A 7128-nucleotide genomic window follows, 5' to 3' on the forward strand; every position below is an offset into this window, starting at 1 on the left:
CGAATTCAGGTTAATTCTTACTGATGTAAATGGTAGGGTGTTCGGTCCTGACAATAGAAGTTCAGACGTTGCAGGGGGTTTATTCTATGATTCCCCTTTCTTATACAACGTAAATGTGGTTTGTCCTACAGATTTGGCAGGCACTTTTGCCTATGAATCAACTGCAATGTCTTCAGGTTTTGGTACTTGTGCTGCTGGTACTATTACTGGTCAGGTAACATTAACTGCAGTAGCAAATACTACTACCTACTCAGTGTCAGATGCTACTTTTGGATTCTGGCCTTGTTATGGTGATACTTGGGGTAATGGTAATGTCAGATTGAGTGATTCTTGTGGCAGACTAACATTTGTCGGAACAGACAAGTATGGTGATGGCTATACCTTCAACTTTATCAGTAACAATGGTGCAGAATTAAGATTCAGTTGGGTCAATGCATCCAATGAAACTGGAACTGTAACCTTGTTTTCCAATACAGGTAAACCATGGCCTGCTGGATTAAGATAAAAATTATTTTAAAATCCTATAAACGTAAAAGCGGCACCTCCAAGGTGCCGCTTTTTTTGATTCCTGACATGGATCATTGCTACCCGTGATTTCTTTGATTTTCTGTACCTTTCAGTACATTTAAGTTCTTGCTTTTGCTTATAGGAGTATCCCTATCGCCAATCGCCCATGTGAGTGTCTCCCTCATATTACTTATGAGGTCTTATACCGCTTGCGAGAAGAGTAGGTCTTTTGTCTTACGTCTTGTGTCTTACATCTTGTATCTAATATCTCCAATCTAAAGTCTACAATTCATAAATAAAAACCCGTTTAAACGAATATACAGTTTCCATATCATATTTGAATAAGATATATTTGTAAGAGTTAGCAAAAACGCAATAATGGATAAATATTCCTTCATCTCAAATGCCCATGTAGCTTATATCGACGAGCTATATGAAGACTACAAAAACGATCCTGAAAGCATAGACTCCAGTTGGAAAACATTTTTTGATGGCTTTGATTTTGCCATTACCAAATTTGGAGAAATTGAAGAATCAACGCCTTCAAAGCCTTCCAATGGAAATGCTCCTTCCCAACAAGAACCTGCAAACGGTGCCTTGGCAACCCGTGGGACCATTATGGATATGGAGCAATTGCCCAAAGAAATCAAGGTCAGGGCGCTTATTCATGCATACAGGTCAAGAGCACATTTGAGGTCTGATACAAATCCAGTTCGTCAACGAAGGGACAGGAAAGCCCTGATTGACCTAGAAGATTTTGGTCTTGACCAGAATGACCTTAATACTGAATTTCAGGCAGGTAAAGAAATCGGCATTGGTACTACCAAATTATCTAAAATTGTAGAATCCCTCAAAATCATTTATGAAGGGTCGATAGGTTTTGAATACCTCTATATAAGGGAACCCGAAATGTTGGATTGGCTAAAAACCAAAATTGAAAAAGAGGCTTTGGCATTTAATCCCGCAGTGGAAGAAAAGAAAAGAATCCTTTCCAAATTGAACCAAGCAGTGGTTTTCGAAAACTTTTTGCATACCAAATATATAGGTCAAAAAAGATTTTCCCTCGAAGGTGGAGAAAGCACGATTCCGTTTTTGGATGCCGTCATCAATACCTCCGTTTCCCTCGGTGTAGAAGAAGTCATGATCGGTATGGCACACAGAGGTAGGCTCAATGTCCTCGCCAACATCATGGGCAAAACCTATGAGCAGATTTTTTCCGAGTTTGAAGGAACGGCTAAACCCGATTTGACCATGGGTGACGGCGATGTGAAATACCACATGGGTTTTTCCAGTGATATCATTACGCCCGAAGGGAAAAAAGTGAACATGAAATTGGCCCCGAACCCATCCCACTTGGAAGCGGTCAACCCTGTTGTTGAAGGATTTATCCGCGCTAAGATTGATTCTCAGCACAAAGGAGATTCCAAAAAAGCTTTGCCTATACTCATTCACGGAGATGCTGCTGTTGCCGGACAGGGCATTGTGTATGAAGTAACACAGATGGCCGGACTGAAAGGCTACAATACCGGAGGGACCATACACTTTGTGATCAACAATCAGGTTGGTTTCACTACGGACTTTGACGATGCCAGGTCATCTATTTATTGTACTGATGTTGCCAAAATGATTGATGCACCCGTTATCCATGTCAATGGAGACGATGCAGAATCTGTTGTTTTTGCCGCAAGATTGGCATCAGAATTCCGTCAGAAATTTGATAAGGATATTTTTGTGGACATGGTCTGCTACCGAAGACATGGCCATAATGAATCTGATGAACCCAAATTCACACAACCCGAGCTTTACAATATCATTTCCAAACACCCTAATCCAAGAGAAATCTACGTCAAGAAACTGACAGAAAAAGGTGATATAGATGCGGAAATAGCACAAGTGATGGATCAGGAGTTCCGACAGCTTTTGCAGGACAGGTTGAACATGGTGAAAGAAAAACCACTTCCTTATCAGTTCACCAAATTTGAACAGGCATGGCTTTCCATGAGGAGATCCAATCCAGAAGATTTTGACCAATCACCTGAAACCGGAGTTTCAGAGGAAATGATCATTAAAGTTGCCGAAGCATTGACTTCGGTTCCTAAAGGTTTTAAGCCCATCAAGCAAATAGATGTTCAGCTGAAGCAAAGAAAAGACATGTACTTCAATACCAAGTCTCTCAATTGGGCGGCCGCTGAATTGTTGGCATACGGGACATTGTTGTTAGATGGAAAAACAGTACGTATTACCGGTCAGGATTGTCAGCGTGGTACTTTTTCTCACAGACATGCTGTGGTCCATGATGCCAATAGCAATAAGCCCTATAATTTCCTCAAAGAATTAAAGGACAGCAAAGGACAATTCTATATCTACAATTCCTTATTGTCAGAATATGCGGTTTTGGGTTTTGAATATGGGTACAACATGGCCAACCCACACTCCTTGGTGATTTGGGAAGCACAGTTTGGTGATTTTGCCAATGGTGCCCAAACCATGATTGATCAGTTTATTTCTTCAGGAGAATCCAAATGGGGTAAAATGAACGGATTGGTGATGTTGTTGCCACATGGTTACGAGGGACAAGGACCCGAGCACTCCAATGCACGCCCTGAAAGATTTTTACAGCTTTCCGCTGAATATAACATGGTGGTTGCCAATATTACCGAACCTTCCAATTTCTTCCACATGCTGAGAAGACAGTTGGCTTGGGAATTCAGAAAACCTTGTATAGTCATGTCCCCAAAATCCCTATTAAGACATCCAAAAGTGGTATCCCCTTTGGAAGAATTCACAAAAGGGAGATTTAGGGAAATCATTGGTGATACTTCTGTAAAGGCAAAAGATGTGAAAAGGGTAGTACTTTGTTCAGGTAAGGTTTATTCCGACTTGGAAGAGGTGAGAGAAAAAGAAAAGGTTACTGACGTGGCAATTGTAAGAATTGAACAACTACACCCTTTGCCTAAAAAACAAATTTTGGAAGAACTCAAGGCCTACAAAAACGCAGAAGTCGTCTGGGTACAGGAAGAACCTGAAAACATGGGCTATTGGAACTACATCTTAAGAATGTTGTACAAAGAGCTACCTATGGAATTGATAGCAAGGAAAACTTCTGCATCACCTGCCACGGGATACCATAAAGTACATGTGCAGGAACAGACTGCCATCATTGAAAAAGCATTAAAAATTTCAAAATAACCCCTATTCCGTATTTGTCTGATAATTTGATCGGATAATTACGGTTTCAGGTTTAATTTTAACCTATAATATAAAATTAACCTTGGATCCGATACTTCGGGTTTGGGGGTAAAAAAGAAAAAACAATGAGCCTAGAAATTAAAGTCCCAACAGTTGGGGAATCCATATCGGAAGTGACCATAGGACAATGGTTTAAAAAAGACGGTGACTACGTGGAAATGGATGAAGTCATCTGTGAGTTGGAATCTGACAAAGCTACTTTTGAACTTGCAGCCGAAGCTGCCGGTGTGTTAAGAATCAAAGCCGAGGAGGGAGATACCTTGGAAATAGGTGCAGTAATCTGTGAAATCGAAACGGATGCCAAAGCAGCTGTTGCGAAAGAGGAGAAGGTAGCAACCAAAGAAGCCTCCAAATCTTCAGGAAAAACCGGGGAAATCAAAGAAATGATTGTTCCTACTGTAGGAGAATCTATCACCGAAGTCACTTTGGCCAATTGGCTGAAAGCCGATGGGGATCATGTAGAATTGGATGAAATTATAGCAGAGGTAGATTCTGACAAAGCAACTTTTGAATTGCCGGCTGAAGCAACCGGAGTTTTGAGGCATGTTGCCAAAGAAGGTGATACCTTAGAAATTGGTGGCCTGATTTGCAAAATCGAAGTAACAGAAGGTGGTAGCCCTGTACCATCTGATAAGAAACAGGATTCTGAATCCGCTCCTGATAAAAAAGATTCTCAAAAAGAAACTTACGCAACTGGACATGCTTCCCCGGCTGCTGCCAAGATATTGGCTGAAAAAGGAATTGATTCCAAAGACATCAAGGGAACAGGAAAAGACGGACGGATCACCAAAGAAGATGCTGAGGCTGCTCAAAAGGTAACATCAGAAGCACCAAAAATGGAAACCCCAAAACCGGAAGCTCCAAAACCAACAGCAGAAGCCGCTGCACTAAAAGTTGCAGGTTCCAGAGATAGCAAAAGGGAAAAGATGTCTTCCTTGAGGAGGACCGTTTCCAGAAGATTGGTAGCTGTAAAGAATGAAACTGCCATGTTGACCACTTTCAATGAGGTCAATATGGGTCCTATCATGGAGATGAGAAAGAAATTTAAAGATCAGTTCAAAGAAAAGCATGGTGTCAACCTTGGCTTTATGTCTTTCTTTACCAAAGCGGTCTGTGTAGCCCTGCAGGAATGGCCCTCAGTAAATGCTCAAATTGATGGCAATGAAATGATCTTTAATGATTTCTGTGATATTTCCATTGCGGTATCCGCACCAAAAGGTTTGGTGGTACCAGTGATCAGAAATGCAGAGTCCATGAGTTTTGAGCAAATTGAAAAAGAAGTGGTCAGGCTAGCTACCAAAGCCAGAGACAATAAGTTGTCCATCGAAGAAATGACAGGAGGTACCTTCACACTGACCAATGGTGGAGTATTTGGTTCCATGATGTCCACTCCGATCATCAATGCCCCTCAGTCAGCTATTTTGGGCATGCACAACATCGTAGAAAGACCCATGGCCGTAAACGGTGAAGTAAAAATTCTCCCCATGATGTACCTTGCCCTATCCTACGACCACCGCATCATCGACGGCCGTGAGTCGGTCAGTTTCCTTGTTAGGGTGAAACAACTACTTGAGGATCCGACTAGGTTGTTGTTTGGAGTTTGATACAGAAGCGAGAGATTAGAAGCGAGAAGCGAGAAATAGCGATCCGTCATTCTGAGTCTCCAACATTTTGTAAATGTTCAGAAAGGGTAATGACATCAGGCTAATCGTCATTCCGAGGTACGAGGAATCTCAAAAGGTCCTATTTGCGTTCATATTTATCATTTGCGGATCCTCATGAGACCCTTCTCCCGATAGCCATCGGGATCAGGGTGACGTACCGCTCCGACTTATGTCATTGGTAGGCCCGAAGGATCTCCAGAGGTCATATTTATAATTATATTAACCATTTCCTGATCCCCATAAGATGCTTCTCTACGTTCAGCATGACGCCCGCCTGCCGTAGGTAGGGCCGCTCCGATTTACGTCATTGGTAACGAGCTTTATCAAGCTTGAATTTAAAAGCGGACCCTTCAGCGAAGTGGAGAATCTCTTGATGTAGTGAATAGAGGTTCTCGATGTTGCTTTTGGTACTTCCTTTGTAATGGATACCCAATTAGTGATTTCTAACAAGCTGGAATACGTAAATGATCAGGATTTTCAAATTACAAAAAAAGAGCTTGAACATCTTCAAAACATGATTGTCAAGGATAAAAAAAGTTTAAATCCGTGAGTGCCCAAGTCTCATGTCTTGCGTCTCACATCTCACATCTAAAAAAATGTACGACCTAATAGTAATCGGCTCCGGACCAGGAGGATATGTTGCAGCCATCAGGGCAGCCCAATTGGGAATGAAAACTGCCATCATTGAGAAGTACGCCACCCTCGGCGGGACTTGCCTCAACGTGGGTTGTATCCCTTCCAAAGCTTTATTGGATTCTTCGGAGCACTTTCACAATGCAGCGCATACTTTTAAAACACATGGTATCAACCTCAGTAACCTGAAGGTTGACCTTAAGCAGATGATTGCAAGAAAAGACGATGTGGTGAAGCAGAACGTGGAGGGTATCCAGTTTTTGATGAAGAAAAATAAAATTGAGGTGCACCATGGTCTAGGTTCCTTTGTGGATAAAAACACCGTGAAGGTCACCAAGGATGACGGTTCTTCTGAAGATATCCAAGGTAAAAATATCATCATTGCCACCGGTTCCAAACCTTCCTCTCTTCCTTTTATCAAACTCGATAAAAAAAGAGTGCTTACTTCTACTGAAGCCTTGAATCTAAAGGAAATCCCCAAACACATGATTGTCATAGGCGGTGGTGTGATCGGCATGGAATTGGGTTCTGTCTATGGAAGAATGGGTGCCAAGGTATCTGTGGTAGAATATATGGACTCTTTGATTCCATCCATGGACATAACCATGGGCAAGGAATTGCAGAAGTCGTTGAAGAAGCTTGGTTTTGATTTCTATCTCAAACACAAAGTGGTCGAGGTGGAAAACAAAGGCAAAGAGGTACTCGTGAAGGCGGAGAATTCCAAGGGAGAAACTGTGGAACTGAAAGCTGATTATGTGTTGGTTTCCATTGGAAGGAGACCATATACAGATGGATTAAATGCCGAAGCGGCAGGTGTTAAAATTACAGATAGAGGTCAGGTAGAAGTAGATGAACATTTGAGGACCAATGTGCCAAATATCTTTGCCATTGGCGATGTGGTCAAAGGCGCCATGTTGGCCCACAAAGCAGAGGAAGAAGGTACTTTTGTAGCAGAAGTGATCGCAGGTCAAAAACCACATATCAATTACCTTTTGATCCCGGGTGTGGTTTACACATGGCCAGAAGTGGCAGCAGTTGGCTATACTGAGGAGCAGTTAAAAGAAAAAGGCATCAA

Annotated in this window: 3 protein-coding genes and 1 pseudogene; all 4 read left to right on the forward strand. The window is 42.0% G+C overall.

Features of this window, described 5'->3' with window-relative positions; translation table 11 throughout:
- A pseudogene (locus tag ACEW8U_RS06315) lies at window positions 1-505 on the forward strand (hypothetical protein); the annotation flags it as partial.
- 380 nt (window positions 506-885) lie between these two features.
- A complete protein-coding gene (locus ACEW8U_RS06320; protein WP_373521191.1) occupies window positions 886-3696 on the forward strand; it encodes a 2-oxoglutarate dehydrogenase E1 component in 2811 nt (936 codons plus the stop codon).
- A gap of 125 nt (window positions 3697-3821) precedes the next feature.
- On the forward strand, window positions 3822-5360 hold the full coding sequence (gene odhB, locus ACEW8U_RS06325; RefSeq protein WP_373521192.1) for a 2-oxoglutarate dehydrogenase complex dihydrolipoyllysine-residue succinyltransferase: 1539 nt from the start codon (window positions 3822-3824) through the stop codon (window positions 5358-5360).
- A 656-nt stretch (window positions 5361-6016) separates the two neighbouring features.
- Window positions 6017-7128 (forward strand): dihydrolipoyl dehydrogenase (gene lpdA / locus ACEW8U_RS06330; RefSeq protein WP_373521193.1); only part of this gene is annotated, 1112 nt, incomplete at its 3' end.

This window comes from Aquiflexum sp., from assembly GCF_041751335.1.
In the GTDB taxonomy this organism is placed as follows: Bacteria; Bacteroidota; Bacteroidia; order Cytophagales; family Cyclobacteriaceae; genus Aquiflexum.

Coding starts and splice junctions, on each gene's coding strand:
- ACEW8U_RS06320 (WP_373521191.1), top strand. CDS start 886: ATGGATAAATATTCCTTCATCTCAAATGCCCATGTAGCTTATATCGAC.
- odhB (WP_373521192.1), top strand. CDS start 3,822: ATGAGCCTAGAAATTAAAGTCCCAACAGTTGGGGAATCCATATCGGAA.